Annotated in this window: 26 protein-coding genes and 1 pseudogene; 13 read left to right on the plus strand and 14 right to left on the minus strand. The window is 70.9% G+C overall.

All coding sequences use genetic code 11. From position 1 onward, the window contains the following. Positions 1 to 10 precede the first annotated feature (10 nt). The 7 genes from hutU (at position 11) to ACZ6TB_RS21340 (ending at position 9,277) form a co-directional block, all read left to right on the plus strand. Positions 11 to 1,642 (plus strand): urocanate hydratase, encoded by a 1,632-nt coding sequence (gene hutU / locus ACZ6TB_RS21310; protein WP_465556274.1) that lies wholly within the window; start codon positions 11 to 13, stop codon positions 1,640 to 1,642. Continuing rightward, on the plus strand, positions 1,639 to 2,817 hold the full coding sequence (locus ACZ6TB_RS21315; protein WP_465556275.1) for an allantoate amidohydrolase: 1,179 nt from the start codon (positions 1,639 to 1,641) through the stop codon (positions 2,815 to 2,817). Before hutU ends, ACZ6TB_RS21315 begins: the two co-directional genes overlap by 4 nt. Next, entirely contained in the window at positions 2,814 to 4,094 is a 1,281-nt protein-coding gene (locus tag ACZ6TB_RS21320) for a formimidoylglutamate deiminase (protein ID WP_465556276.1), read from the plus strand. Before ACZ6TB_RS21315 ends, ACZ6TB_RS21320 begins: the two co-directional genes overlap by 4 nt. Continuing rightward, complete coding sequence (gene hutI, locus ACZ6TB_RS21325) at positions 4,091 to 5,260, plus strand: imidazolonepropionase (RefSeq protein WP_465556277.1); 1,170 nt, start codon at positions 4,091 to 4,093, stop codon at positions 5,258 to 5,260. Before ACZ6TB_RS21320 ends, hutI begins: the two co-directional genes overlap by 4 nt. A gap of 10 nt (positions 5,261 to 5,270) precedes the next feature. Next, positions 5,271 to 6,809: a histidine ammonia-lyase gene (gene hutH, locus ACZ6TB_RS21330; RefSeq protein ID WP_465556278.1), complete on the plus strand. Its 1,539-nt coding sequence runs from the start codon at positions 5,271 to 5,273 to the stop codon at positions 6,807 to 6,809. Between the two features lie 66 nt (positions 6,810 to 6,875). After that, positions 6,876 to 8,741, plus strand: a complete 1,866-nt coding sequence (locus ACZ6TB_RS21335; protein ID WP_465556279.1) for a class I tRNA ligase family protein — start codon at positions 6,876 to 6,878, stop codon at positions 8,739 to 8,741. Continuing rightward, positions 8,738 to 9,277, plus strand: coding sequence for a GNAT family N-acetyltransferase (locus ACZ6TB_RS21340; RefSeq protein ID WP_465556280.1), 540 nt, complete (start codon positions 8,738 to 8,740; stop codon positions 9,275 to 9,277). The genes ACZ6TB_RS21335 and ACZ6TB_RS21340 overlap by 4 nt, the downstream gene beginning before the upstream one ends. Here the strand turns inward: ACZ6TB_RS21340 and rdgB are convergent. The 4 genes from rdgB to ACZ6TB_RS21360 form a co-directional block, all read right to left on the minus strand. After that, a complete protein-coding gene (gene rdgB, locus ACZ6TB_RS21345; RefSeq protein WP_465556281.1) occupies positions 9,274 to 9,888 on the minus strand; it encodes an RdgB/HAM1 family non-canonical purine NTP pyrophosphatase in 615 nt (204 codons plus the stop codon). The two genes, ACZ6TB_RS21340 and rdgB, sit on opposite strands and share 4 nt — an antisense overlap. Further along, a complete protein-coding gene (rph, locus tag ACZ6TB_RS21350; RefSeq protein WP_465556282.1) occupies positions 9,885 to 10,613 on the minus strand; it encodes a ribonuclease PH in 729 nt (242 codons plus the stop codon). Before rph ends, rdgB begins: the two co-directional genes overlap by 4 nt. A gap of 52 nt (positions 10,614 to 10,665) precedes the next feature. Then, complete coding sequence (locus tag ACZ6TB_RS21355; RefSeq protein ID WP_465556283.1) at positions 10,666 to 11,835, minus strand: glycosyltransferase; 1,170 nt, start codon at positions 11,833 to 11,835, stop codon at positions 10,666 to 10,668. Positions 11,836 to 11,917: 82 nt separating this feature from the next. Continuing rightward, the gene (locus ACZ6TB_RS21360; protein WP_465556284.1) at positions 11,918 to 12,664 is read right to left on the minus strand and encodes an MBL fold metallo-hydrolase; all 747 of its coding nucleotides are present in this window, start codon (positions 12,662 to 12,664) and stop codon (positions 11,918 to 11,920) included. Between the two features lie 261 nt (positions 12,665 to 12,925). On the opposite strand from ACZ6TB_RS21360, the gene ACZ6TB_RS21365 reads away from it, so the two are divergent. Beyond that, positions 12,926 to 13,336, plus strand: coding sequence for a hypothetical protein (locus ACZ6TB_RS21365; protein WP_465556285.1), 411 nt, complete (start codon positions 12,926 to 12,928; stop codon positions 13,334 to 13,336). Here the strand turns inward: ACZ6TB_RS21365 and ACZ6TB_RS21370 are convergent. From ACZ6TB_RS21370 to clpS, 5 genes and pseudogenes are all read right to left on the minus strand, one after another. Further along, positions 13,333 to 14,298 carry a PLP-dependent cysteine synthase family protein gene (locus tag ACZ6TB_RS21370; protein WP_465556286.1) on the minus strand — a complete coding sequence of 322 codons (966 nt, stop codon included), beginning with the start codon at positions 14,296 to 14,298 and terminating at the stop codon, positions 13,333 to 13,335. The genes ACZ6TB_RS21365 and ACZ6TB_RS21370 overlap by 4 nt on opposite strands. Before the next feature lie 5 nt (positions 14,299 to 14,303). Next, positions 14,304 to 14,618: a MoaD/ThiS family protein gene (locus ACZ6TB_RS21375; RefSeq protein WP_465556287.1), complete on the minus strand. Its 315-nt coding sequence runs from the start codon at positions 14,616 to 14,618 to the stop codon at positions 14,304 to 14,306. Positions 14,619 to 14,674: 56 nt separating this feature from the next. Next, positions 14,675 to 15,162: pseudogene (locus tag ACZ6TB_RS21380) on the minus strand (M67 family metallopeptidase). 53 nt (positions 15,163 to 15,215) lie between these two features. Next, on the minus strand, positions 15,216 to 15,716 hold the full coding sequence (locus tag ACZ6TB_RS21385) for a DUF2017 domain-containing protein (protein WP_465556288.1): 501 nt from the start codon (positions 15,714 to 15,716) through the stop codon (positions 15,216 to 15,218). 20 nt (positions 15,717 to 15,736) lie between these two features. After that, positions 15,737 to 16,027, minus strand: a complete 291-nt coding sequence (gene clpS, locus ACZ6TB_RS21390; protein WP_465556552.1) for an ATP-dependent Clp protease adapter ClpS — start codon at positions 16,025 to 16,027, stop codon at positions 15,737 to 15,739. Between the two features lie 105 nt (positions 16,028 to 16,132). Here clpS and ACZ6TB_RS21395 point away from each other — a divergent pair, with 105 nt between their 5' ends. From ACZ6TB_RS21395 to ACZ6TB_RS21410, 4 genes are all read left to right on the plus strand, one after another. Beyond that, positions 16,133 to 17,419: a nicotinate phosphoribosyltransferase gene (locus ACZ6TB_RS21395; protein WP_465556289.1), complete on the plus strand. Its 1,287-nt coding sequence runs from the start codon at positions 16,133 to 16,135 to the stop codon at positions 17,417 to 17,419. Between the two features lie 9 nt (positions 17,420 to 17,428). Further along, complete coding sequence (locus tag ACZ6TB_RS21400) at positions 17,429 to 18,004, plus strand: isochorismatase family protein (protein ID WP_465556290.1); 576 nt, start codon at positions 17,429 to 17,431, stop codon at positions 18,002 to 18,004. A gap of 114 nt (positions 18,005 to 18,118) precedes the next feature. Then, positions 18,119 to 19,540, plus strand: coding sequence for an MFS transporter (locus tag ACZ6TB_RS21405; RefSeq protein WP_465556291.1), 1,422 nt, complete (start codon positions 18,119 to 18,121; stop codon positions 19,538 to 19,540). A 99-nt stretch (positions 19,541 to 19,639) separates the two neighbouring features. Beyond that, complete coding sequence (locus ACZ6TB_RS21410) at positions 19,640 to 20,239, plus strand: hypothetical protein (protein ID WP_465556292.1); 600 nt, start codon at positions 19,640 to 19,642, stop codon at positions 20,237 to 20,239. A gap of 3 nt (positions 20,240 to 20,242) precedes the next feature. Here ACZ6TB_RS21410 and ACZ6TB_RS21415 read toward each other — a convergent pair whose 3' ends face one another. The 4 genes from ACZ6TB_RS21415 to ACZ6TB_RS21430 form a co-directional block, all read right to left on the minus strand. Beyond that, positions 20,243 to 20,953 (minus strand): TetR/AcrR family transcriptional regulator, encoded by a 711-nt coding sequence (locus ACZ6TB_RS21415; protein ID WP_465556293.1) that lies wholly within the window; start codon positions 20,951 to 20,953, stop codon positions 20,243 to 20,245. Then, the gene (locus ACZ6TB_RS21420) at positions 20,950 to 21,276 is read right to left on the minus strand and encodes a DMT family transporter (RefSeq protein WP_465556294.1); all 327 of its coding nucleotides are present in this window, start codon (positions 21,274 to 21,276) and stop codon (positions 20,950 to 20,952) included. Before ACZ6TB_RS21420 ends, ACZ6TB_RS21415 begins: the two co-directional genes overlap by 4 nt. A 412-nt stretch (positions 21,277 to 21,688) precedes the next feature. Further along, positions 21,689 to 23,446: an aa3-type cytochrome oxidase subunit I gene (gene ctaD, locus ACZ6TB_RS21425; protein ID WP_465556295.1), complete on the minus strand. Its 1,758-nt coding sequence runs from the start codon at positions 23,444 to 23,446 to the stop codon at positions 21,689 to 21,691. A 102-nt stretch (positions 23,447 to 23,548) separates the two neighbouring features. After that, the gene (locus ACZ6TB_RS21430; RefSeq protein WP_465556296.1) at positions 23,549 to 24,655 is read right to left on the minus strand and encodes an FAD-dependent monooxygenase; all 1,107 of its coding nucleotides are present in this window, start codon (positions 24,653 to 24,655) and stop codon (positions 23,549 to 23,551) included. Positions 24,656 to 24,793: 138 nt separating this feature from the next. Here ACZ6TB_RS21430 and ACZ6TB_RS21435 point away from each other — a divergent pair, with 138 nt between their 5' ends. Further along, complete coding sequence (locus ACZ6TB_RS21435) at positions 24,794 to 25,192, plus strand: VOC family protein (RefSeq protein WP_465556297.1); 399 nt, start codon at positions 24,794 to 24,796, stop codon at positions 25,190 to 25,192. Here the strand turns inward: ACZ6TB_RS21435 and ACZ6TB_RS21440 are convergent. After that, on the minus strand, positions 25,182 to 25,844 hold the full coding sequence (locus ACZ6TB_RS21440; RefSeq protein WP_465556298.1) for a helix-turn-helix domain-containing protein: 663 nt from the start codon (positions 25,842 to 25,844) through the stop codon (positions 25,182 to 25,184). The genes ACZ6TB_RS21435 and ACZ6TB_RS21440 overlap by 11 nt on opposite strands. Positions 25,845 to 25,892 lie beyond the last annotated feature (48 nt).

The raw sequence follows: 25,892 nt of genomic DNA on the forward strand, positions 1-25,892 counted from the left end.
GCGACGAACGATGTCCGAGATCCGGGCGGCGCGCGGCACCGCGTACACGGCGCAGGGGTGGCCGCAAGAGGCCGCCAAGCGGATGTTGATGAACAACCTCGACCCCGACGTGGCCGAGCGGCCGCAGGACCTCGTGGTCTACGGCGGCACCGGCAAGGCGGCCCGCGACTGGCCCTCGTTCCACGCGATCGTGCGCGAGCTCGACGTGCTCAAGGGCGACGAGACGCTGCTGGTGCAGTCGGGCAAGCCGGTCGGCGTGTTCCGCACGCACGAGTGGGCGCCGCGGGTGCTGATCGCGAACTCGAACCTCGTCGGCGACTGGGCGACCTGGCCCGAGTTCCGCCGGCTCGAGAAGCTCGGCCTGACCATGTACGGGCAGATGACCGCGGGCTCCTGGATCTACATCGGGACGCAGGGCATCCTCCAGGGCACGTACGAGACGTTCGCCGCCGTCGCCGCCAAGCGGTTCAACGGCTCGCTCGCCGGCACGCTCACGCTCACCGCGGGGTGCGGCGGCATGGGCGGCGCGCAGCCGCTGGCCGTGACCATGAACGGCGGCGTCTGCCTGATCGTCGACGTCGACCGGTCCCGCCTCCAGCGCCGCGTCGACAACCGCTATCTCGATGTCATCGCCGACAACCTCGATGACGCCATCCACCTGGCGATAACCGCTAAATCCGAAAAGTCACCCAAATCTATCGGCGTCGTCGGCAACGCCGCCGTCGTCTTCCCCGAGCTGCGGCAACGGGGCGTAGAGATCGACATCGTCACCGACCAAACGAGTGCCCACGACCCGCTCAGCTACATCCCGGTCGGCATCGAGCTGGACGACGCCGCGGAATACGCGCGGACGAAGCCGGACGAGTTCACCGACCGGGCCCGCGCGAGCATGGCGAGGCACGTCGCGGCGATGGTCGGCTTCCTGGACGACGGCGCCGAGGTGTTCGACTACGGCAACTCGATCCGCGGCGAGGCCAAGCTGGGCGGCTTCGAGCGCGCCTTCGATTTCCCGGGCTTCGTCCCCGCGTACATCCGCCCGCTCTTCGCCGAAGGCAAAGGCCCGTTCCGCTGGGCCGCCCTCTCCGGCGACCCCAGGGACATCGCCGCCACCGACAAGGCCGTCCTCGATCTCTTCCCCGAGAACGAGGGGCTGGCCCGCTGGATCAAGATGGCCGGCGAGCGGGTCGCGTTCCAGGGCCTGCCCGCGCGCATCTGCTGGCTCGGCTACGGCGAGCGGGACAAGGCCGGCGTCCGCTTCAACGACATGGTCGCGCGCGGCGAGATCAGCGCGCCCCTCGTGATCGGCCGGGACCACCTCGACGCCGGCTCGGTCGCCTCGCCGTACCGGGAGACCGAGTCGATGCTCGACGGCTCCGACGCGATTGCCGACTGGCCGCTGCTCAACGCCCTGGTCAACACCGCCAGCGGCGCCTCCTGGGTGTCGATCCACCACGGCGGCGGCGTCGGCATCGGCCGGTCCATCCACGCCGGGCAGGTGTGTGTCGCCGACGGCACCCCGCTCGCCGGGGAGAAGATCGAGCGGGTGCTCACCAACGATCCGGGCATGGGGGTGATCCGGCACGTGGATGCCGGTTATGACTCGGCCGCGGCCGCCGGCGTACACATCCCGATGAAGTCATGAGCGAAAAAGTCTTCGAAGCCCTCTGGTCCGAGATCGAGGCGATCGGGCGGGCGAAAAGCGGCGGCTATCTGCGGTACGCGCTGGACGGTCCCGAGCTGACCCTGCGCGACTGGTTCCGCAACCAGGCCGACCGCCGCGACATGCCGGTGACCGACGACGGCAACGGCAACCTGTTCGCCTGGTGGGGCGACGCCTGGGGCCGGGGCGCGGTGCTGACCGGCTCGCATTTCGACTCGGTCCCGCACGGCGGCGGCTTCGACGGCCCGCTCGGCATCGTCAGCGCGTTCCTGGCCGTCGACCAGATGCGCGCGGCCGGGCACCGGCCGGCGACCCCGCTGGCGGTGGTCGCGTTCGTCGAGGAGGAGGGCGGCCGGTTCGGGCTGCCCTGTCTCGGCTCCCGGCTGCTGAGCGGCGCGATCGATCCGGCCAAGGCGGCCGCCCTCACCGACCGTGACGGCATCACGTTCGGTGAAGCACTCGGAGCGACGCCGGCCGGCGAGCTGCCCGGCCTCCGGAGCCGCATCGGCGCCCTCGTCGAGCTGCACATAGAGCAAGGACGGCAACTCGACACCCCGGTCGGCGTGGCCAGCGCGATCTGGCCGCACGGCCGGTGGCGGCTCGACTTCACCGGGCACGGCGACCACGCGGGGACGACCCGGATGGCCGACCGTCGCGACCCGATGCTGACCTTCGCGTACACCGTGCTCGCCGCCAACAAGGAGGCCCGCCTGGCCGGCGCGCACGCCACGATGGCCCGGGTCGAGGTCGAGCCGAACGCGACCAACGCCATCCCGTCGCTGGTGCGCAGCTGGCTGGACGCGCGGGCGGCGGACACGGCCACGATGGACGCGGTGGTCGACGCGGTCGTGAAGCGGGCGACCGAGCGGGCCGGGCGGGACGGCACCGAGGTGGCGGTGACGGCCGAGTCGCTGAGCACCGAGGTCACCTTCGACACGGCGCTCGCCCGGAAGATCTCCGAGCTGCTGGGCGACGCGCCGATCCTGCCGACCGGCGCCGGCCACGACGCGGGCGTGCTGTCGGCGCAGGTGCCGACCGCGATGCTCTTCGTGCGCAACCCGACCGGCATCTCGCACTCACCGGCCGAGCACGCCGAGCCCGCGGACTGTGCGGCTGGCATCGACGCGCTCGCCCGGGTTCTGAGCGAGCTCACATGACCGTCTACCAGGCCGACCATGCGTGGATCAACAACGCCGTCGCCCAAAATGTCCAAATAGAAATAGTAAATGGTACCTTTACCGCCGTAAATCCGGACTCGTCGGCCGAGGCCGACATCCGGCTGCGCGGCCTGGTCCTGCCGGGACTCGCCAACGCGCACTCCCACGCCTTCCACCGGGCCCTGCGCGGGCGCACGCACCGGGGCAAGGGCGACTTCTGGAGCTGGCGCGACCAGATGTACGGAATCGCCGAGACGCTCGACCCCGACGGCTATCTCAAGCTCGCCCGCGCCACCTACGCCGAGATGGCGATGGCCGGCATCACGGCGGTCGGCGAGTTCCACTACCTGCACCACGCGCCCGACGGCACGCCCTATCAGGACCCGAACATCATGGGCGAGGCGCTGATCGAGGCGGCGCGCGAGGCCGGCATCCGGATCACCCTGCTCGACACGATCTACCTCCAGTCCGGTGTGGACGGCAAGCCGCTGGAGGGTGTGCAGCGCCGCTTCGGCGACGGCGATCCCCAACGCTGGGCCGAGCGGGTGGCCGGGCTGGTTGCCGCGCCGCACGCTCACATCGGTGCGGCAATTCATTCCGTACGCGCGGTTGCCGCTCACCATCTCAAGCAGGTGGCCGGCTGGACGCCCTTGCACGTGCACCTCTCGGAGCAGCCGGCCGAGAACGAGCAGTGCCGGGCGGTTCACGGCTGCACCCCGGCCGAGCTCCTCGACCGGCACGGCATCCTCGGCCCGGACACGACCGCCGTGCACGCCACCCACCTCACCGACTACGACGTGCGGCTGCTCGGCGAGACCCGTACCGGAATCTGCATGTGCCCCACCACCGAGCGCGACCTGGCCGACGGCATCGGCCGCGCCCGGGACCTGGCCGACGCCGGCTCGCCGCTCAGCCTCGGCAGCGACAGCCACGCCCTGATCGACCTGCTCGAGGAGGCGCGCGGCCTGGAGATGAACGAGCGCCTTGCCTCCCGGCAGCGCGGCCGGTTCACGGTCGCCGAGCTGATCGGCGCCGCCGCCAACCACGCGTCGATCGGCTGGTCCGACGCCGGCGAGATCGCGGTGGGCAAGCGCGGCGATCTGGTCGCGGTTCGTCTCGATTCGGTGCGTACGGCCGGGGCCGACCCCGACGGTGCGCTGCTGGCCGCCACGGCGTCGGACGTCACCGACGTCATCGTGGACGGCCGGCACGTCGTGGCCCACGGCCGGCACACCACCATCGACGTGGCCCGGGCGCTCGGGCAGGCGATCCGATGACGCTGCTCATCGACAACATCGGCGAGCTCGTCACCAACGACGGGCCGCCGCTCAACCGGGCCGCCGTGCTGGTCGACGGTAAGAAGATCGCCTGGGTCGGGCGGAGCCATCACGCGCCGGCCGGCGACCGCCGCATCGACGTGGCCGGCGCCGCGGTGCTGCCCGGCTTCGTGGACAGCCATTCCCACCTGGTCTTCGCCGGGGACCGGGCGGCCGAGTTCGCGGCCCGGATGGCCGGCGAGCCGTACACCGGCGGCGGCATCCGCACGACCGTCGGCGCGACCCGGGCGGCCAGCGACGACGACCTGCGCGACGCGACCGGACGGCTGGTCGACGAGGCCCGCGCGCAGGGCACCACCACCATCGAGATCAAGAGCGGCTACGGGCTCACCGTCGAGGACGAGGCACGGCTGCTGCGCATCGCCCGCGAGTTCACGGACGAGACCACGTTTCTCGGCGCGCACGTCGTGCCCCAGCAGTTCGCGGACGATCCCTGGCGGTACGTGGCGATGGTCTGCGGCCCGATGCTGGCCGCCGCGAAGCCGTACGCGAAATGGGTCGATGTCTTCTGCGAGCGCGGGGCGTTCGACGAGGACCAGGCCCGCACGATTCTGACCGCCGGCCGGGACGCCGGGCTCGGGTTGCGGGTGCACGGCAACCAGCTCGGGCCGGGACCGGGCGTGCGCCTCGCCGTCGAGCTGGGCGCGGCCAGCGTCGACCACTGCACGCACCTGAGCGACGACGACGTGGACGCGCTGGCCGGCTCGGAGACGGTGGCCACGCTGCTGCCGGGCGCCGAGTTCTCGACCCGGTCGCCCTACCCGGACGCGCGCCGGCTGCTCGACGCCGGCATCACGGTCGCCCTCGCCACCGACTGCAACCCGGGTTCCTCGTACACGTCCTCGATGCCCTTCTGCATTGCCCTCGCCGTGCGCGAGATGCGGATGACCCCTTTGGAAGCGCTGGAGGCCGCCACGCTCGGCGGCGCCCGTGCGCTGCGCCGCGACGACATCGGCGTGCTGCGTCCCGGGGCGCGGGCCGACCTGGTCGTCCTCGACGCGCCCACCCACCTGCACCTGGCCTACCGGCCCGGCGTACCCCTGATTAGAAACGTTCTGCACAACGGCCGTCCAACCACCCCACCCACCACCCACGACCGGACTTAAAGGCCCAATCATGATGATCGTCACAGTCCAGCCCACCGGAGTCACCCCCGCCGACGTCGCCGCCGTGGCTCGCGGCGACGCCCGCGTCGAGATCGCCCCCGCGACCGTCGAGGCCATGGCCACCAGCCGGGCCATCGTCGAGCGCATCGAGGAGTCCGGCCGTCCCGTCTACGGCGTCACCACCGGATTCGGCGCCCTGGCCGGCACGTTCGTCGCGCCGGGCCGCCGGGCCGAGCTCCAGCACGCGCTGATCCGCTCGCACGCGGCCGGCATCGGCGCGCCGATGGCCCGCGAGGTCGTGCGGGCGATGATGCTGCTGCGCCTGCGCTCGCTCGCGCTCGGCCACTCCGGCATCCGGCCCGAGCTCGCCCAGGGGATCGCCGACCTGCTCAACCACGACATCACGCCGTGGGTGCCCGAGCACGGCTCGCTCGGCGCCTCCGGCGACCTGGCGCCGCTCGCCCACTGCGCGCTGGTGCTGCTCGGCGAGGGCTGGGTGCTCGGCAAGGACGGCGCCCGGATCGCCGGCGCCGAGGCGCTGCACAACGCCGGCCTGGCGCCGCTCAACCTGGCCGCCAAGGAGGGCCTGGCGCTCATCAACGGCACCGACGGCATGCTCGGCATGCTGCTTCTCGCCCTCGACGACTGCCGGCACCTGTTCGCGATGGCCGACGTGACCGCGGCCCTGGCCATCGAGGCGATGCTCGGCTCGGAGCGGCCGTTCCGGCCCGAGTTGCACGCCATCCGCCCGCACCCGGGGCAGGCCGCCTCGGCCGCGAACATCCTGTCGCTCCTGCAGAACTCCTCCATCATGGACTCGCACAAGGACGACCTGGCCCACGCGGTGCAGGACGCGTACTCGATGCGCTGCGCGCCGCAGGTCGCCGGCGCGGCCCGGGACACCCTCGACTTCGCGGCCCAGGTCGCGGGCCGCGAGCTGATCTCGGTCGTCGACAACCCGGTCGTGCTGCCCAACGGCCAGGTCGAGTCGACCGGCAACTTCCACGGCGAGCCGCTCGCCTTCGCCGCCGACTTCCTGGCCATCGCCGCGGCCGAGGTCGGCTCGATCGCCGAGCGCCGCGTCGACCGGCTGCTCGACGTGACCCGCTCCCGCGAGCTGCCGCCGTTCCTCTCTCCCGACGCCGGCGTCAACTCGGGCCTGATGATCGCCCAGTACACGGCGGCCGGGATCGTCGCCGACAACCGGCGGCTCGCCGTGCCGGCCTCGGCCGATTCGCTGCCGACCAGCGGTATGCAGGAGGACCACGTCTCGATGGGCTGGGCCGCCACCAAGAAGCTGCGGACCGTGCTCGACAACCTGACCAGCCTGCTCGCGGTCGAGTTGCTGGCCGCCGTCCGCGGCCTCCAGCTGCGGCACCCGCTCACCCCGTCCCCGGCCGGCCGGCTGGCGATCGCCGCGGTGGAGCCGTTCGCGGGCACCCCCGGCCCCGACGTCTTCCTGGCGCCGGTGCTCGAGAAGGCGCGGGCGGTCGTCGCCGGCCGCGACCTGCGCGGGACCATCGAGGCGGAAGTGGGCGCTCTACGGTAGCCGCGGGTGCTCCGGCGGGCGAGAAAGCGGAGGCGCGCATTCCTGGACGGGGGTTAACGTCCCCGCATGACGGGCTACGACTTCCGCGCGATCGAGGACCGCTGGCAACCGGTCTGGACGCCCGCCCGCCATCTCCCCGGAAAGCCGCGGCGGACGGTCGTCGACATGTTCGCCTATCCGTCCGGCGATCTGCACATGGGACACGCGGAGGCGTACGCGATCGGGGACGCCATCGCCCGCTTCTGGCGCCTGCGCGGCTTCGATGTTCTGCACCCCATCGGCTGGGACTCGTTCGGGTTGCCGGCCGAGAACGCGGCGATAAAGAGGGGCCTGGATCCCGCCGACTGGACGTACGCGAACATCGAGACGCAGGCCGCGACTTTCCGCCGCTACGGCGTCTCCATCGACTGGGACACCCGTCTGCACACGAGCGATCCGTCGTTCTACCAATGGACGCAATGGCTGTTCCTGCGCCTGTTCTCGCGCGGCCTCGCATATCGCGGCCAGGCGCCGGTCAACTGGTGCCCCACCGACCGCACGGTGCTGGCCAACGAACAGGTCATCGGCGGCCGGTGCGAAAGATGCGGCAGTTCCGTCATTCAACGGTCGCTGACGCAATGGTTCTTTCGCATCACCGCGTACGCGGACCGCTTGCTGACCGATCTGACGAGGCTCGAGGGTCATTGGCCGTCCCCCGTCCTGGCCATGCAGCGCAACTGGATCCCCGGCCTGCACGACTGGCTGATCTCCCGCCAGCGCCGGTGGGGCTGCCCGATTCCGATCGTGCACTGCCCGTCCTGCGGCCTGGTCCCGGCCGCGTCGCTCCCCGTGCTGTTGTCCTCTCCCGTCTCGACCGAGTGCCCGTCGTGCGGCGGCCCCGCCACCCGCGACACCGACACGATGGACACTTTCGTCGACTCGTCGTGGTATTTCTTGCGCTACCCGAACACGGCCTACAACCAGGGCCCGTTCGACCCGGCCGCCGTCCGGCAGTGGCTGCCCGCCGACGACTACATAGGCGGCGCCGAGCACGCGGTGTCCCACCTGCTGTACGCCCGCTTCATGACAAAGTTCCTGCACGACGAGGGCCTGATCGACTTCGACGAGCCGTTCCGCACCCTGACCACCCAGGGCCAGGTGATCCTGAACGGCGCCGCAATGAGCAAGTCCAAGGGCAACATGGTCACCCTGGGCGACGAGCTGAACCGCCACGGCGTCGACGCCGTCCGCATCGCGATGCTGTTCGCCGGCCCGCCTTCCGACGACATCGACTGGGCCGACGTCTCCCCCACCGCCGCAACCCGCTTCCTGGCGCGAGCGTTACGCCTGGCCTCCACCGTCCCGCCGGCCCCCGGTGGCCCCTCGGCCGCTGAGTCCACAGCCGATGGGTCGGCGGGCGATGGGTCCGCGGCCGATGGGTCCGCGGGCGATGGGTCCGCGGGCGATGGGTCCGCGGGCGATGGACCGGCGGCCGCGCTGGCGTTGCGCCGCACCACGCATCGGCTGCTGCGGGAGATCACCGACCTGGTCGAGGACCGCCGCCTCAACGTCGCCATCGCGCGCACCATGCAGCTCGTCTCCGCCGCCGCCCGCCACGATCCCGCCCCGCGCGAGACCGTCGAGGCGATCGCCGTCGTGCTGTCGCTCTTCGCGCCCTACACCGCCGAGGAGATGTGGCACCGCCTCGGCCACCCGCCCGGCATCGCCCACACCGCCTGGCCTCCGATCGACCCCGCCCTGGCCGCCGTGGACACCGTCGTCTGCGCCATCCAGGTCGACGGCAAGGTTCGCGACCGCATCGAGGTCCCCGCGACCATCACCGAGCCCGAGCTGACCGCCCTGGCCCTGGCCTCCCCCGCCGCGGCCGGACACACCGTGGCCCGCACCATCGTCCGCGCCCCCAAGCTGGTCAACCTGGTGACGGCCCCGTGATCCGCCCGTTCCGGCCCGGCGACCTGCCCGGCATCCTGCGCCTGTGCGAGGCCGAGGGCTGGCCGTCCTTCCCGGCCGACCCGGCCCGCGCACTCCGCATCCTGACCGCACCCGGCGTCACCACCATGGTCGCGATCGACGCCAGCGCGCCCGACAACAGCGACGCCGCCAAGAACCGCGCGCCCGACAGCGACGCCGACGAGGACCGCGTTCCCGACAACGACGACGCCGCCGACAACCGCGCGCCCGACAGCGGCGACGCCGACGAGGACCGCGCGGGCGGGGGCGGCGCCGTAGTGGGCTTCGCCGAGCTGTTCAGCGACGGCGAGCTACAGGCCTACCTGGCCAACCTCGCCGTGGCCGCCACCCACCGCCGCACCGGGCTCGGCCGCCGGCTGGTCGGCGAGGCCCTGCGCCGGGCCGGCGGCGAGCGCGTCGACCTGCTCAGCGAGGACGCCGCGGCCGACTTCTACCGGTCGTTCCCGCATTTCGACAAGCCGGGCTTCCGCCTTTACCCCTTCCACGAGCGGGGCTAGCTCGGCAGCTCCTTGGCGATCACCTTGGCCAGCTCGCGGAACGCCTTGCCGCGGTGGCTGATCGCGTCCTTCTCGGCCGGGCTCAGCTCGGCATTCGTCCGGTTCTGGCCGTCGCCCAGGAAGATCGGGTCGTAGCCGAAACCGCCATCGCCCCGCCGCTGGCGCAGGATCGTGCCGCGCTGCTTGCCCTCGACCAGGTGCTCCCGCCCGTTCGGCAACACCAGGGCCGCGGCGCAGACGAAGGCGCCACCGCGCTGCTCCTCGCTCACGTCGGAGATCTGCGCCAGCACGAGGTCGAGGTTGGCCGCGTCGTCGCCGTGCTTGCCGGACCAGCGGGCGCTGAACACGCCCGGCATGCCGTTCAGCGCGTCGATCGCGATGCCCGAGTCGTCGGCCACCGTGGGCAGGCCGGTGCGCTTCGCACCCTCGCGGGCCTTGATCAGGGCGTTCTCGCCGAACGTCAGCCCGGTTTCGGGCACGTCGGGGTAGCCCTCGAAGTCGGTCAGCCCGACCAGCGCGATCCGCTGGGTGCCGAGCGCCAGGTCGAGGATGCGCTGGAGCTCCACGAGCTTTTTCTGGTTTGCCGTCGCGAGCAGCAGCTTGGCGGTCATGAGGCCAGCGCCTTCTGTTGCGCGGCGGCCAGCTCGGCGCAGCCGGTCACGGCCAGGTCGAGCAGCGCGTCCATCTGGTCGCGGCGGAACACGCCCTTCTCCCCGGTGCCCTGCACCTCGACGAAGTCGCCGTCGCCGGTGCACACCACGTTCATGTCGACCTCGGCATCGACGTCCTCGAGATACATCAGGTCGAGGCGGGGCTCGCCGTCGATGATGCCGACGCTGACGGCCTGGATCGAGCGGTGCATCACCTTGTCGACCTTGCCGGCCAGCGACTTGCGGTCGGCGAGCCAGGTGACCGCGTCGGTGAGAGCCACGTACGCCCCCGTGATCGCCGCCGTGCGCGTGCCGCCGTCGGCCTGCAGGACGTCGCAGTCGAGGACGATCGAGTTCTCCCCGAGCGCCTTGAGGTCGATGCAGGCCCGGAGACTGCGCCCGATCAGGCGAGAGATCTCCTGCGTACGCCCGCCGACCTTGCCCTTGACGCTTTCCCGGTCGCCGCGGGTGTTGGTCGCGCGCGGGAGCATCGCATACTCCGCGGTGACCCAGCCGAGGCCGGAGCCCTTGCGCCAGCGGGGCACCCCCTCGGTGACGCTGGCGGTGCAGAGCACCCGGGTGTTGCCGAACTCGACGAGCACCGAGCCCTCGGGATGGATGCTCCACCGGCGGGAGAGGGTCACGGGTCGCAGCTGGTCGGCCGAGCGGCCGTCGGGGCGTGCCATGCCCAGAACCTTATTCGGTCCGCGGCAAGCTCGCTCAGCGGCCTGTGGATAACTACAGGCCGGGCACGGCGGGCCGGATCGTCGCCGCCGGACGCTGCCGGGCGATCGACATGGCCGGGGACGGCGAGGCCCCGTGCGCCTGGAGGAAGCCGTCCACGGCCTGCTGCCAGCCGAACCGCTCGGCCCGCGCCCGGGCGGCGGCGCGCCGCGCCGAGACCGGGCGGTCCATCAGCGCGCGGACCCCGTCGGCGAAGGCCTCGGGCGTCCCGGGAACGGCCACTCCGGCGTCGCCCACGACCTCGGGTAGCGCGCTCGACTCGTTGACCACCACCGGCGTTCCGCAGGCCAGCGCCTCGAGCGCGGCGAGCCCGAACGTCTCGACCGGGCCCGGCGCCACCACCACGTCGGCGCTGGCGAGCAGGGCGGCGACGGCGGCGCGGTCGGCGATGTGCCCGGCGAAGCGCACCGGCAACCGGGCCGCGCGGTAGGCCAGGGACGTACGCCGGGGGCCGTCGCCGGCCAGCACCAGCACGGCCGGGACCTTGCCGTTGCGCAGCGCGGCGACCGTGTCCACGGCCAGCTCGGGCCGCTTGGCCGCGGAGAGCCGGCTGCAGAAGACCACGAGCAGCTCGTCGGGGCGCGCATACCTCGCGCGTACGGCCGCATCTGCTTGTCGGGGGTGGAATTCCTCGAGGTCGACACCGAGCGGAACCTCGACCAGGTTGGGCACGCCCAGGCGCCGGAACTCGGCCGCCGCGAACGCCGTCGTGCACACGATCGTGTCGAAGTTCTCGGCCGTGCGGGCGTTGAGCCGGTCGGCGAGCGCGTCGCGCTTGGGCATGCCCCAGACGCCGAGCAGCCCGGCCAGGCTCTCGTGCGAGACCATCATCGATCCGACACCGCGCTGCCGGGCCCAGTTGCCGGTCCAGCGCAGGGTGGCGCGGTCGGAGACCTCGATGCGATCGGGCTCGAGCTCGTCGAGCAGGCGGGTCAGCTCACGGCGGCCGGCCACCACCCGATATCCGCCGGTACGCGGAAGGGGTGAGCTGGGCAGCGTGATGACCCGCCCCTGGGACGTCGAGATGTCGGAGCGCTCGCGTCCGGGAACGATCAGCACCGCCTCGTGACCGGCCCGCTGGTAGCCCTCGCCGAGGTTGCGCAGTGCTGTCCGGAGGCCACCGGTATGACTCGTCACGAAGTTGGCCAGGCGAACAATGCGCATGCAGCAACTCCAAGATCACGATCCGGTGGTGCAAATGGTGCGTACCAGCCCCTGCGGAACAACCCCGCCCCCCGGTTCGGGCCTAGAGATCGTACCGGGCGCCGGGGCGAACAACCTCAACCGGCCCCGCATATGCCGCCGAGGCCGCATCCACAATAGATGCCTCGGAGAACCACGCGGGTATCAAATGGGTCAGCAATAGCCGTCCGACGTCGGCCTTCGTGGCCGCCTCGCCCGCCTCGCCGCCGGTCAGGTGCAGGCCAGGCGGATTGTCCATCCCGTCAAGGTAACTCGCCTCACACAGGAACAGGTCGGCGCCCGCGGCCAGGCGCAACAGGGCCTCGCAGGGGGCGGTGTCGGCCGAGTAGGCGAGCACCTTGCCACCATGCTCGATGCGTACGCCGTACGTCTCCACCGGGTGGTTGACCCGGTCGACGGTGATCGTGAACGGCCCGATCGGGAACGTGCCCGGCTGGAGCCCGTAGAACGTGTACACGTCGTCCATCGACTCGCTCTCGGAGCTGTACGCCGCCGAGATGCGCTCGGCCGCGCCCAGCGGCGCGTAGACCGGCACCGGCGGCCGGGCCCCGGCCGGGTCGTAGCGCCGTACCACCACGTAGAGGCACGCGTCCAGCATGTGGTCGCTGTGCAGGTGGGTCAGGATGATCGCGTCGATGCTGTTCATGTCCGAGTACCGCTGCAGGGCGGAGAGCGAGCCCGAACCGAAATCGATCAGCAGTCGGAACCCATCGGCCTCGACCAGATACGCGGAACAGGCCGACTCGGGGCCGGGAAAACTGCCGGCGCAGCCGAGAACGGTCAGTCGCATGCGGGTCCCTTTGGCTCACGCTGGGTCGTCGACACCCCGCCGGACCGGTCCGTGGGAGAGTCGTCAGACCAGTCAATCACGGTGCGAAGCGTATCCCCGGACCTGCGCACCGCGTAAACGTCTGATCGATTTGTCGCTAAATCGACAACGTACATCACACCGCCCGTGACCTCGGTCATTAACGCATTTCCCGTTACGTCCGGTGAGTCGTTCGCGTTGCACAAAGTGAGGACTTCTAGGGACGGAACAGACGGAGGCAGCGTGACCACGGTCGAGCAGAGCCGCAGCACGCGGACCGAGGCGGCGGAGATCATGCCGTTCGGTGGCTGGGAGAGTACACCGGAGCCTGCGCCTTTCGGTGACCGCGAGACGCTTTTCCGCTTTCCGGCGGCTGACGACCCGGCGCCTTCTCCGGCGCGCCTTCTCACGATGGCGCTTTACGCCGCGGCGCTCGGTCTTGCCGGCATCGGGGTCGGGGTGCGCGCGATGGTCACGGTTATCGGCGGCACGGCGTTCTGGTACGTCCCCGCATTGTCGCTTTTCGGACTGGTGAGCGTCGCCCTGGCCGTCGGATCGTTCCTTTCGATCCACCGGCCGGCGTTGCCGTGGCTGCTCCTGTTGGCAGCCACGGTTCCGCTCGCCTTGGACGTCCTAATTGCGGTCCTCTATTAGGCCCACAGCTGCCCTTCGAGGGCCTCTTCCGCGTCATTGAGGGTGCCGCCGTAGGCGCCGGTCGACAAATACTTCCAACCGCCGTCGGCGATGACGAAAGCGACGTCGGCCCGGCGCCCGGCCTTGACCGCCTCGTGGGCCACGGCCAGCGCCGCGTGCAGGATCGCGCCGCTGGAGAAGCCGGCGAAGATGCCCTCCACCTCGACCAGTTGGCGGGTGCGCAGCACGGCGTCGCGGGTGCCGACGGAGAAGCGGCGGGTCAGGACGGACGCGTCGTACAGCTCCGGCACGTACCCCTCGTCGATGTTGCGCAGGCCGTAGACCAGCTCGCCGTACCGGGGCTCGGCCGCGATGATCTGAATGCCGTCGACCTTCTCCTTGAGGTACCGCCCGGTGCCCATGAGCGTGCCGGTGGTGCCCAGCCCGGCCACGAAATGGGTGATCGTCGGCAGGTCGTGCAGCAGCTCGGGACCGGTGGTCTCGTAGTGGGCCCGCGCGTTGGCCGGGTTGCCGTACTGGAACAGCATCTTCCAGTCCGGGTGCTCGGCCGCGATCTGCTTGGCGGTCGCGACGGCCTGGTTCGAGCCGCCCGCCGCCGGCGAGAAGATGATCTCAGCCCCGTACATCCGGAGAATCTGGACGCGCTCGGCCGAGACGTTCTCCGGCATGACACAGACCAGCCGGTACCCGCGCAGCTTGGCCACCATGGCCAGCGCGATGCCGGTGTTGCCGCTGGTCGGCTCGAGGATCGTGTCGCCCGGGCGCAGGTGGCCGGACTCCTCGGCCTCGCGCACCATGAACAGCGCCGCCCGGTCCTTGATGCTGCCGGTCGGGTTGCGATCCTCGAGCTTGGCCCAGAGGCGCACCGGAGGTGCCCCGTCGGGCACCACCGGTGAGAGGCGGGGCAGGCCGACGAGCGGCGTGCCCCCGCATGCGTCCAGCAGGCTCTCGTAGCGAGCCATCGGAACTACCGTCCGAGAAGGGCGGCCGCGGCCGCGAAGCCGAGGGCGCCACCGGCCACGGCCGGCAGGATCGTGATCGAGTCGCCGTCGCTGACCTTGGCGTCGAGCGCGCCGAGGAAGCGGACGTCCTCGTCGTTGATGTAGATGTTCACGAACCGGTGCAGCCCACCCTCGGGGGTGATCAGCCGGCCCTTGAGGCCGTTGTGCTTGGCGTCCAGGTCGTCGATCAGCGCGGTGAGCGTGTCGCCGGAGCCCTCGACGACCTTGGCGCCGCCGGTGTAGCTGCGCAGGATGGTGGGGACGCGAACTTCGATTGCCATGACGTAATGCTCCTGATTAAGGGTCGAACAACGGGACGGGATCTACGGGAGTGTCGTCAGCGACACTCGTAGACCACCGCAACGGGGCTCTGCCCGAACATGTACGACTGGACCTTCAGGTTCACGCGTCTACCGTCGCATCCACGATGTTGATCTCTTCCTCGGTCACCACACCGTCCACGATGCGGAACGAGCGGATCTCTTCCGAGTCCGGCTCGCGAGTGGAGACCAGCACATAGTGAGCGCTCGGCTCGCCGGCGAACGAGATGTCCGTCCGGGAGGGGTACGCCTCCGTCGCCGTGTGCGAGTGGTAGATGACCACCGGCTCCTCGTCGTTGTCGTCCATCTCGCGCCACACGCGCAGCTGCTCGAGGGAGTCGAACTCGTAGAACGTCATCGACCGGGCGGCGTTGTCCATCGGGATGAGCCGGGTCGGCAGGTCGCTGCCGGCCGGGCCGGCGACCACGCCACAGGCCTCGTCGGGGTGGTCCCGGCGGGCGTGGGCGACGATCGCGTCGACGATCGCGCTGTCGATGGTCAGCACGCCGTTCACATTACCCGGCTCATTGACGCGACCGGGTATGGCGGCCCCCACACCTAGTCGATCTCAGGCAGCGCGTTGAGCAGCGACTCCTGGAGGTAGCCCAGGTACGCGTACACGCTGAGCTGGAACACGCGGCTCGAGCCCGGATCGTGCACCACCGCCGACTCGAGCTCCTCGCTCAGGTCGGTGTCGGCCTCGATCTCGAGCCGGGTGCCCATGGCGAGACGCGCGTCGTTGATCGCCCGGAGCCAGGCCTCGGCGGCCTCGCCGTCCAGGCGTACCTCTCCCTCGCCCTCGTCCGGCAGGGCCGCGAGGATCGCGCCCGCCGTATCGATCTTCCCGGTCTTCAGCTCCCCCTCGGTGTAGAGGCGGAACTCGGCCGAGTCGTCCGGCCGGTCCGGGTAGATGTCGGGGAAGAGGCGGGAGACCACGGGATCGGTGTGATCCATGCCGTCGGTCAGCAGACCGACCACCTCACCGGCGACCTTGCGCAGCACGCGCACCTCGTCGATCGCGAAGGTGGCCACACATTGGCTGCCGTTGCGTCGGAACATCTGCCCTCTCCCGCGGTTGCTCAGGCCCGGTCAACCGTCGCCCAGAGACCGTAACCATGCAGCTGGTTGGCGTCCATCTCCATGCGCTCGCGGGCGCCCGACGAGACAACCGCCTTGCCCTTGTGGTGCACGTCGAGCATCAGCGCCTCGGCCCGCTCGCGGCTGTAGCCGAAAAGCTTCTGGAAAACCCAGGTCACGTACGACATGAGGTTCACCGGATCGTCCCAGACGATGGTCACCCAAGGGCGATCTTCGGCCGGTGCTTCCTCGATCTCCGGTGCCTCGACGGGAGCGACCTGTGGCAACGCCATGACCCCCATGTTGCCACCGGATTTGCCGCATCGGGGAACCGGAACGCCGAACCGCAGGTCAACGTGCTCTTCGTAAGGGGCGTCGACGCGCAATAGGGTGATGGCGTGAACTCCTTCGCCCCCGCCCTGCTGACCGATCAGTACGAGCTGACCATGGTCAGCGCCGCCCTCAAGGACGGCACCGCCGATCGATCCTGCGTCTTCGAGGTCTTCGCGCGTCGCCTGCCCACCGGCCGCCGCTACGGCGTGGTCGCCGGGCCGGGCCGGTTGATGGAGCTGATCAGGGACTTCCGCTTCACCCCGGAGGACATCGACTTCCTGCGCCGGGCGCAGATCGTCGACGAGAGCACGGCGGCCTGGCTCGCCGATTACCAATTCAAGGGCGACATCGACGGGTACGCCGAGGGCGAGCTGTTCTTCCCGGGCTCGCCGATCATGACGGTCTCCGGCACCTTCGCCGAGTGCGTGGTGCTCGAGACGCTCATCCTGTCGGTGCTCAACCACGACTCGGCGATCGCCACCGGCGCGGCCCGGATGGTCACGGCGGCGCGCGGCCGTCCGATCATCGAGATGGGCTCCCGGCGTACGCACGAGGACGCCGCCGTGGCCGCCGCCCGGTCCGCCTACCTCGCCGGTTTCGCCTCCACCTCGAACCTGGCCGCGGGCATGCGCTATGGCATCCCGACCACCGGCACGTCGGCGCACGCGTTCACGCTGCTGCACGACGACGAGCCGGCCGCCTTCGCCTCGCAGGTGTCGGCCCTGGGCAAGAACACGACACTGCTGGTCGACACGTACGACATCGCCCAGGGCATCCGCAACGCGATCGCGGTGGCCGGGCCCGATCTGCGCGCGATCCGGATCGACTCGGGCGACCTGTCGGTGCTGGCCCAGCACTCCCGCGAGCTGCTCGACTCGCTCGGCGCGACCGAGACCAAGATCATCGTTTCGGGTGACATGGACGAGTACGCGATCGCCACGCTCGCCGCCGAACCGGTCGACATGTACGGCGCCGGCACCGCGGTCGTCACCGGCTCGGGCGCGCCCACCGCGGGCCTGGTCTACAAGCTGGTCGAGGTCGAGGGCCGGCCGGTGGTCAAGCGCTCGGAGAACAAGGCCACCGTCGGCGGGCGCAAGACGGCCGTGCGCCGGCACAAGCCCACCGGCACGGCGACCGAGGAGATCATCGTCTCCCAGGGCGTGCCCGACCACGCGGCGAACGACCGGCTCCTCCAGCGCTCGTTCGTGGCGCGCGGCGAGATCGTCGAGGCGCCGTCGCTGGCCGATTCGCGCGAGCACCTGCGCCAGTGCCTGATCTCGATACCGTGGGAGGGTCTGAAGCTCTCGGCCGGCGACCCGGCCATTCCCGTCACCATCATCCCGACCGCATAGGGGTTAGCTGTGGCACGAGCGCTGATCATCGTCGACGTTCAGAACGACTTCTGCGAGGGCGGCTCACTGCCGGTGACCGGCGGCGCGGCCGTGGCGGCCGGCGTCTCGCTGGTGCTGGACCGGAGCGGCGACCGCTGGGACCACGTGGTCGCGACCAAGGACTGGCACATCGACCCGGGCAACCATTTCAGCGACCACCCTGACTACCTGGACACCTGGCCGGCGCACTGCGTGGTCGGCTCGGGCGGCGCCGACTTCCACCCGTCGCTGGTCACCGACCGTATCGAGGCGGTCTTCCACAAGGGCGAGCACCAGGCGGCGTACTCGGGCTTCGAGGGCCACTCCTCGGATGGTGCGTCGCTGGCCGGGTGGCTCCGGGATCGCGGCGTCACCGAGGTCGAGGTGGTAGGCATCGCGACCGACCATTGCGTCCGCGCGACCGCACTCGACGCCCGGCGGGAAGGCTTCGCGACCACGGTCCTGCTCAATCTGACCGCCGGCGTGGCGGCGGGCACCACCGAGGCGGCGCTCGAAGAGTTCCGGACCGCCTCGGTGGAGATGAGCGGCACACCGATCGTCGCCTGAGGTTCTCTGGAATTTGGCGGATTTTGCCGGTTTCCTTCCCCTTTTCGCCCGCGAAAGCCGTTGGTTTTCTGTCGTACCCCCGAGGCAGGATGACGGGCGGAGGTCAGGAACCACATGCTGCTCAAGCCTTACCGAGAGACGCTCGCCCTACCCGGCATCAAGTCGCTGCTGATCGTGGCGACGCTGGCGCGCATTCCCATCGCCGCCGGCGCCGTCGTCCTGACCCTGCACGTCGTCACCGACCTCGACCGTGGCTACGGCGCGGCCGGCCTGGTCGGCGCGGCCCTCACCGTCGGCGGTTCGCTGGGCGCGCCGGTCATGGGCCGCCTCATCGACCGGCGCGGCCTGCGGCCGGTGCTGGTCCTCACCACGGTCGCCGAGGTCATCTTCTGGACGGTGGCGCAGGCGCTGCCCTACTGGCCGCTGCTCATCCTGGCCCTGTTCGGCGGCTTCCTGGCGCTGCCGGCCTTCTCGGTGGCCCGCCAGTCGATCGCCGCGCTGACCCCCGAGGCCCAGCGCCTGCCCGCGTTCGCCCTCGACTCGATCACCACCGAGATCTCGTTCATGGCCGGCCCCGCCCTCGGCGTCGTGATCGCCACCGGCCCCGGCCCGCGCGTGGCCATGCTCACGATCGCCGCCGGCATCTTCGCCTCCGGCCTCGGCCTGTGGCTGCTCAACCCGCCGGTCCGCGCCGACCACGAGGCCTCGATCGAGGCCGCCGAGCGGGTGTCGCGCCGCACCTGGCTGCGCCCCCGCTTCGTCGCCATCCTCGCCGTGACGCTGGCCGCGACCCTGGTCCTGGCCGGCACCGACGTGACGGTCGTCGCCGTCCTCCGCGAGAACGGCGAGCTGTCCTGGACGGGCTTCGTGATGTCCCTCTGGGCGTTCTACTCCCTGCTCGGCGGCTTCGCCTACGGCACGATGCGCCGCCGCCTGCCCGCGGTCGCCCTGCTGACCCCGATGGCCATCCTCACGGTGGCCGTCGCCCTGGGCGCCGCCCATTGGTGGTTGCTGGCCATCCTGCTGATCCCGTGCGGCGCGCTCTGCGCCCCCACCATCACGGCAAGCGCCGACGCGGTGAGCCGCATGACCCCCGCCTCGGCCCGAGGCGAGGCCATGGGCTTGCACAACTCATCCCTCACGGTGGGCGTTGCCCTGGGCGGCCCGCTGGCCGGCCTCGCCGCCGACCAACTGGCCCCCGCCTGGGGTTTCGTAGCCGTCGGCGGCGTCGGCACCTTGATCGCCCTGGCCGTCCTGCCGGCCGAGTTCCTCCACCGCCGCCAGGCTGCGGCCGCTGCGCTCGTTCCCGACGCTGCGCCCGACGCGCCGCACGCCGCGCCCCCCGCCGCCGCGCTCGCTCCCGACGTTGAGCTCGTCGCGCCCGACGCCGGGCCTGCGCTCGTCGCCTCGGAGGTCTCGGCCGCTATCCCGGCGCCCGCGCCTCCGGCCGATGCGCCGTCGTCGTTTCCGGACGGCCGGCCCACGGCCGGCGCCGACCCCGCCGAGATCTTCCGCAGCCCCGCCGGCCACTCCTGACCCGCACCGCCGCTCGTAGGCTGCCCCGCGCGACCGCCGCTTCTCGCCTACTCTGGCGCGGCAACCGGATGGCAACCGAGTTGGGGGACGGTGGCGGGCGTGTTCGTCTTCGAGGACTCCGGCGCGGGCGGGCGGCGGCGGTTCGCGGGCCTGGCGATCGCTATTGCGGTGGTCGCCGGGGCCGGTGTGCTGTGGTGGGCCAACCGGGCGCCGGGCGCGACTGTTTCATACGCGTGCGTGTTCGTCGGCGACCAGTCGGGGGCCGAGCGGAAGGCCCAGGACGACTACTGCGAGCGCCGGGCGGTTGATGCCTCTCGCCGGGGGGCGGCGCCGGACTGGGCGCCTACCGACCCGCGGGCCGAGCAGCTCGACCGTGCGCTCGACGAGGTCGTCTGCCGCTTTGCCGGGGGCACGGTCCAATGCCTCGGGGCGACCTCGGAGGAGCATCGCAAGGCCACCGACGCCGATGTCGACCTGGTTCGCCGTACGATGATCGATGTCGGGTTTCCGGACCCCGAGGTCCGCCTGACCCGCCGCAAGGATCCCGCGCCGGACGGCGCCGTCACGTTCGCGACGCTGGTCAACAATCCGCTGAACCCGGCCGAGACCGCGTGCCTGGTCGGCTACGCGAAGGTCGGGGAGCGCCCCGAGCAGGACATCGTCGGCAAACTCCCGAACGGCCGCTGCCTCGAGGACTGACCCTCACCGCCCGGCGAGGCTCCGGATCGCCGCCGTGAGGGCCGGCGCGTTGAGCGGGCTGCCGGTCACCAACAGGTGCAGCATCGTGCCGTCGAGCAGCGCCGAGATGTTGTCCGCCGCGTCGCTCCCGACGTGCGGGGCCAGCAGTTCGTGCAGTCCCTGCAGCCAGTCCTCGGCCAGCGGCCGCAACGTCGTGTCCCGGGCCGCGGCCAGACACAGCTCGAACTCGATCCGCGCCCGCTGCCGGTCCGCCATGTAGTCGGCCACCAGCTCGACCAGCGCCACCGCGAGATCGTCCGACTCCCGCAGGCGGGCCGCCCACTGCCGAAGGTCCTCTTCCTGATCGTCGGCCGCCTTCTGCAGCGCCGCCGCGATCAGGGCGTCGAGCGTCGGGAAGTAATAGGTGGTGGCCCCCAGCGGAAGCCCCGCCCGAGCCGCCACGGCCCGGTGCGTGGTCCGCCCGATCCCGAGCTCGGCGACGACCTCGATGGTCGCCGCCGCGAGCGCCTCCCGACGAGCTTGCGGGTTTCTGGTCCGCCGCCCGCCGGTGGGCTGCTGCTCGCCCGCGCCCTGCTTCTCGCCCGCGGCCTTTTGCTCCCCGGCGGCCTGCTGCTCTCCCGCGGCCTTTTGCCCCCCGGCGGCTTTTTGCCCCCCGGCAGCCTTCTGCTCACCCGCGACCTGCCGCTCCCCCGCCGTCGCGGAGGACTTGGTCAACTCGCACCGCCGAGGTTCAGGGTGACGACTCCCGCGATGATCAGACTGATGCCGGCCACCTTGATGACGGTAATCGGCTCGCCCAGGAACGCGGCGCCGATGGCCACGATCGCCGCCGTGCCGACCGCCGACCACAGCGCATACGCCACGCCGACCGAGACTCCCTTGACCGCCTGCGAGAGCAGGATCAGCGAGATCGCATAGCCGACGATGCACGCCAGGGTCGGCCAGAGCCGCGTGAACCCCTCGGTCGCCTTCATCAGGCTGGTCGCCGCGATCTCAGCCGCAATCGCACCGAGCAGAAACACGTAAGCCACGTCCACACCTCTTCTTGTACGTCTGTACAAGTACGATCGTACAAGAGCTCCGAGATTTCCTCACATCGGCTTTCCGGCTGCCGATGGGCCGGACTTCAGCCCGATGCCGGCAACCGATCCGCACCCGACCGGCACCCGACCAACACCCCGGCCGGGGGAACGCGAGGCGGCGGGGACGCGGCGGCGGGCAGATAGAGGGCGAGGCTCGCGGGCGGAAGCGGCGGCGCGAGCAGGGGATGGCGCAGGCCGCGGACGCAAGCGGCGGCGCGAGCACGGGACGGCGAGGTCGCGGAGACGAAGGCGACCAGCGCGCGGCCGGAGCAGGGGCACGGGCGCGGAGGCGCGGGGCGCGGGCGGGGCGGGACGGAAAGCAGAACGGCCCGCCCCAGGCGGGGCGGGCCGTTCTTGAGTTAAGCGCTCAGCGGTCGCGGTTGGCGTCGACGTCCTCGTCGTAGCTGGCGCCGCCGTCGGCCTCCGAGGTCAAAACGCGGGCGCCACCCTCCGGCGGGCCGGCGATCGACTGGGCGCCGGCGGCGAGCTCCGGGAACTTGGCGTCGAAGGCGGGGCGCTCCGAGCGGATGCGGGGCATGCGGTCGAAGTTGCGCAGCGGGGGCGGCGAGGACGTCGCCCACTCCAGGGAGTTGCCGTGGCCCCACGGGTCGTCCACGTTGACCACCTGGCCGACCTTGTACGACTTCCAGCAGTTGTAGATGAACGGCAGCGTCGAGAGGCCGAGCACGAACGAGCCGATCGTCGAGAACGTGTTGAGGAAGGTGAACCCGTCGGAGGGCAGGTAGTCGGCGTAGCGGCGGGGCATGCCCTCGGTGCCGAGCCAGTGCTGCACCAGGAAGGTGGCGTGGAAGCCGAGGAAGGTCAGCCAGAAGTGGACCTTGCCGAGGCGGTCGTCGAGCATGCGGCCGAACATCTTGGGGAACCAGAAGTAGATGCCGGCGAAGACGGCGAACACGATGGTGCCGAACAGCACGTAGTGGAAGTGCGCGATCACGAAGTACGAGTCGGAGACGTGGAAGTCGATGGGCGGCGCGGCCAGGAGAACGCCGGACAGTCCACCGAACAGGAACGTCACCAGGAAGCCGAGCGCGAACATCATCGGTGTCTCGAAGCTGATCTGGCCGCGCCACATGGTGCCGATCCAGACGAAGAACTTCATGCCGGTCGGGACCGCGATCAGGAAGCTCAGGAAGCTGAAGAACGGCAGCAGCACCTGGCCGGTGACGAACATGTGGTGCGCCCACACCGACATGGACAGTGCGCCGATCAGCAGGGTCGCCGAGACCAGGCCCTTGTAGCCGAAGACCGGCTTGCGGCTGAAGACCGGGATGACCTCGGTGATGATGCCGAAGAACGGCAGCGCCACGATGTACACCTCGGGATGGCCGAAGAACCAGAAGAGGTGCTGCCACAGCATCGGGCCGCCGGTATTCACGTCGAAGACGTGCGCGCCGAGAATGCGGTCGGCGGCGAGGGCGAACAGCGCGGCGGCCAGGAACGGGAAGACCATGACCACCAGGAGGCTGGTGACCAGGATGTTCCACGTCATGATCGGCATGCGGAACATGGTCATGCCGGGCGCGCGCAGGGTCAGGATCGTGGTGATCATGTTGACACCACCGAGGATGGTGCCGAGGCCGCTGATCGCGAGGCCGACCACCCACATGTTGCCGCCGATGCCCGGCGAGTGAAGCGAGTCACTCAGCGGCGTGTAGGCGAACCAGCCGAAGTCGGCCGCGCCGCCGGGGGTGATGAAGCCGGCGACCGCGATGGTGCCGCCGAAGAGGTAGAGCCAGTACGCGAAGGCGTTGAGCCGGGGGAACGACACGTCCGGCGCGCCGATCTGGATCGGCACCACGAAGTTCGCGAAGGCGAACACGATCGGCGTCGCGAAGAACAGCAGCATGATCGTGCCGTGCATCGTGAACAGCTGGTTGTACTGCTCGGGCGACAGGATCTGCATGCCCGGCCGAGCCAGTTCCGCTCGCATGAGCAGGGCCATCAGGCCGCCCAGCAGGAAGAACACGAAGGCGGTGATCATGTACATGATCCCGATCTGCTTCGCGTCCGTCGTGCGCAGGATCCGGGCGAGAGCCGAACCCTTGACCTGCCGCCGCACCGGGTAGGGCCGGGTCACGATCGGCTTAGGCGCAACGGTCGTCACGAATAGCCTCCGTCGTCTCGTTCGTACCGCTCAGTACGTCCGTAGGAATAGGCGTACCTCGCAGGCAGAATAGTCCTTCACCAACGCCCCCTCGGCGCGGGGTCAGGCGGGTGGGACCAGTGGCCGGTAGTGGTCGGCGAAGATCCGCAGGCCGCGCCGCCGCAGCATCGGATCGCGCAGCGCGGGCGGCACGTCGCGGGTGCGATCGCGCTCGCGGGTACGGTCACGCACCGCGCCACAGCGGGGACGGCGGCGATTTTCGTACGCCCGGAGCGCCGCCGGAACGTCCTCAGCAGACCGTTTGAGCTCCTCCCCCAGCACCACCGCGTCCTCGAACGACATGGCGGCGCCCTGGGCCAGCGTCGGCGCGGTGGCGTGTGCGGCGTCGCCGACCAGCAGCACCGGCCCGCGCGACCAGCTGTCGAGCACGACCTCGTCGGTGCGGGCGACCGAGACCTTCTCCATCGCGGCCAGGATCGCCGGCACCGGGCCGCCGAAGGACGCGAACGCGTTGCGCAGGTGGGCCCGCGGATCGGGCGGGTTGGGCGTGTCGGGCGCGGTCTCGTCGATGTAGCAGTACAGCCGCCGGCCGCCCATCGGCATGGCCACGAAGGAGGATCGGCGCCCGAGCAGCGCCGTCCAGTCGCTGAGCGGCGGCCCGCCGCTGACCACCGAGCGGTACACGATCTGGCCGGTGGGCGTCGCCGGGCCGCCGAGCCCGGCCTTGGTGCGGATCGTCGAGCGGCGCCCGTCGGCGCCGATCACCAGGTCGTACTCCGCGACGCTGCCGTCACCGAACTCGACCTTGACAGTGCGGTCGAAGATCTCCAGGTCACTGACCACCGTGCCGTAGCGCACCTCGCCGCCGACGCTGGTCAGCAGCACCTGCTGGAGATCGCCGCGGGACAGGGCCCGGGACTCGCCGACGCCGGCCCACAGACCGGCCACGTCCATCTCGAACAGCGAGCGGCCGCGGGCGTCCAGGAAGACCTGCCGGAAGATTAGGTCGCCGAGCGGCCGCAGCGGCGCGTCGAGACCGAGCTGGCGCATCGCGCGGGACGCGTTGCCGGGCAGGTAGATGCCGGCGCCGGGCAGCATGGTGGCGGGCAGTTCCTCGACCACGTCCGGTCGGTACCCGGCGAGCCGCAGCGCACGAGCGGCGGAGAGACCGGCAATTCCGGCGCCCACCACGAGGATGCGCAAGGTCATCGCGGCACTGCCTCCCGGTGGTCGGACACGCGTCGGAGCCAGAACACTACCCCTAGCCACCGAGAGGGGAAAGTCTCGATCAACGCGGCGTCCGAATTGTTCAAGACACCCCGGGCGGGCGTCCGTAGCGTCGATGGCATGGCACCCACCATCAATGGAATCGGCCTCGCGGTGGCCGACATGGCAACCTCCTTCACCTTCTACCGTCGTCTCGGGCTGGACCTGCCGGCCGCGGCCGAGAGCGAGCCGCACGCCGAGACGGAGCTGCCGGGCGGCATCCGGCTCATGTGGGATACCCACAAGTCGCTCGCCTCAATGGACCCCGGCTACATTTCCGGCCCGGATCGCAAGACCGGACCGAGCCTCGCCTTCCTCTGTGCCGACCCGGCCGAGGTCGACCGCGTGCACGCCGACCTGACGGCGGCCGGGCATGCGAACGAGAAGTCGCCGTGGGACGCCGAGTGGGGCCAGCGGTACGCCCAGCTCCGCGACCCCGACGGCTACCTCGTCGAGCTTTTCGCGTGGCTCAAGCAATAAGGACCCCGAGCGGGACGCCGGCCATGGCCCGCACCTCACGAGCGAGGTGGGCCTGGTCGGCATAGCCCGCGTCGGCCGACACCGCGGCGAACGGCGAGCCGTGCCGGGCCAGCGAGACGGCCCGCTGCATGCGGAGGATCCGCTCCAGCATCTTGGGCCCGTAGCCGAAGGCGGCGTTGCTGCGCCGCTGGAGCTGCCGCGCGCTCAGCCCGCAGAGCGAGGCGATGGCGGAGATCGAGCGACCGGCGCGGGCGGCCGAGGCCAGCGCCACCATCGATTTGTCCGGTTCGGCCCAGCGGCGCGCCGCGAAGTCGGTGAGGGCGGCCAGCGGATCATCGGCGCCGGCGAGCGGCCGTACCGCCGAAGCGGGAAAGATCGAATCGAGCGGCACCTGCTGATCGACCAGCGCCGACGCGGGCACGCCGAGCACCCCCGGGCCGGTGCCCGAGCCGAAGCGCAGCGCGAAACATCGGCTGCCCGGCGACGCGCACCCGACCTGGGCGGTCGTGTCGGGACCGGCCACGAAGACGCGCCCGTCCTGCCAGATGATGTCGAGACAGCCATCGGGCAGGATGCGCGACCGGCGAGCCGCCGTGGAGACGCTCCACCAGGCCACCACGTGCGGCAACGTCGACGCCCGTTCCGAGTACATATCGCAACCCTGACACAGGGGTATGACAAAAGCCGGGCGGGCAAGAAT

The sequence above is a fragment of the Actinoplanes sp. NPDC051537 genome (assembly GCF_055586105.1).